1 rRNA gene is annotated in these 1842 nt (G+C 58.4%); it reads left to right on the top strand.

Annotation, left to right across the window (positions count from 1 at the left end):
* Nucleotides 1–223 precede the first annotated feature (223 nt).
* Nucleotides 224–1697 (top strand): 16S ribosomal RNA (locus ACJYUO_RS21820).
* The last annotated feature ends 145 nt before the right edge of the window (nt 1698–1842 follow it).

Genomic DNA, 1842 nt, shown 5'->3' with positions numbered 1-1842 from the left:
GTCCGAAGGGGTTATGTACCCCAGACGGCCTACGAATACATCCGCACGAGATGAGGATTCCACCCCTGCGGTCCGCCGTACAGATGGGATCTGATGTTAGCCTTGGTAGTTCGGTGACGCCCGCTCGGTCGTCGATGGAGTCATCGAACGTGGACCATTATGTGTGAGTGTGTACCAACATTCACCGCCAACAGACCCTCCCCAACTGGGGAGATCATATAGCATTCCGGTTGATCCTGCCGGAGGTCATTGCTATTGGAGTCCGATTTAGCCATGCTAGTTGCACGGGTTTAGACCCGTAGCAGATAGCTCAGTAACACGTGGCCAAACTACCCTATGGATCCGGATAACCTCGGGAAACTGAGGCTAATCCGGAATAGAGTTCCCTGCCTGGAGTGGCGTGAACTCGAAACGTTACGGCGCCATAGGATGTGGCTGCGGCCGATTAGGTAGACGGTGGGGTAACGGCCCACCGTGCCCATAATCGGTACGGGTTGTGAGAGCAAGAGCCCGGAGACGGTATCTGAGACAAGATACCGGGCCCTACGGGGCGCAGCAGGCGCGAAACCTTTACACTGCACGCGAGTGCGATAAGGGGACTCCAAGTGCGAGGGCATATAGTCCTCGCTTTTCACGACCGTAAGGAGGTCGTAGAATAAGTGCTGGGCAAGACCGGTGCCAGCCGCCGCGGTAATACCGGCAGCACGAGTGATGACCGCTATTATTGGGCCTAAAGCGTCCGTAGCTGGCCACGCAAGTTCGTCGGGAAATCTGCGCGCTTAACGCGCAGGCGTCCGGTGGAAACTGCATGGCTTGGGACCGGAAGACCAGAGGGGTACGTCCGGGGTAGGAGTGAAATCCCGTAATCCTGGACGGACCACCGGTGGCGAAAGCGCCTCTGGAAGACGGATCCGACGGTGAGGGACGAAAGCTCGGGTCACGAACCGGATTAGATACCCGGGTAGTCCGAGCTGTAAACGATGTCTGCTAGGTGTGGCACAGGCTACGAGCCTGTGCTGTGCCGTAGGGAAGCCGTGAAGCAGACCGCCTGGGAAGTACGTCCGCAAGGATGAAACTTAAAGGAATTGGCGGGGGAGCACTACAACCGGAGGAGCCTGCGGTTTAATTGGACTCAACGCCGGACATCTCACCAGCATCGACAATGTGCAGTGAAGGTCAGGTTGATGACCTTACTGGAGCCATTGAGAGGAGGTGCATGGCCGCCGTCAGCTCGTACCGTGAGGCGTCCTGTTAAGTCAGGCAACGAGCGAGACCCGCACTCCTAATTGCCAGCAACACCCTTGTGGTGGTTGGGTACATTAGGAGGACTGCCAGTGCCAAACTGGAGGAAGGAACGGGCAACGGTAGGTCAGTATGCCCCGAATGTGCTGGGCGACACGCGGGCTACAATGGCCGAGACAGTGGGATGCAACCCCGAAAGGGGACGCTAATCTCCGAAACTCGGTCGTAGTTCGGATTGAGGACTGAAACTCGTCCTCATGAAGCTGGATTCGGTAGTAATCGCGCCTCAGAAGGGCGCGGTGAATACGTCCCTGCTCCTTGCACACACCGCCCGTCAAAGCACCCGAGTGGGGTCCGGATGAGGCCGACGCAACGTCGGTCGAATCTGGGCTCCGCAAGGGGGCTTAAGTCGTAACAAGGTAGCCGTAGGGGAATCTGCGGCTGGATCACCTCCACAGACCGGGACCGGGGCGTCGCCCCGGCCCACCCTAACTCGTGGCACAGTGTGCCACGCGGTGCACGTTCGATCGACCCATTGAGTGGCCGATCGGGCACCTTTGAACTACCAAGGCTAACGTGATACGCTGTGTCCGTCCCTCG

Source organism: Natrinema sp. CRL1 (assembly GCF_059162405.1).
The sequence above is the reverse complement of the archived record's forward strand: the minus strand, read 5'-3'. Positions and strand labels throughout refer to the sequence as shown.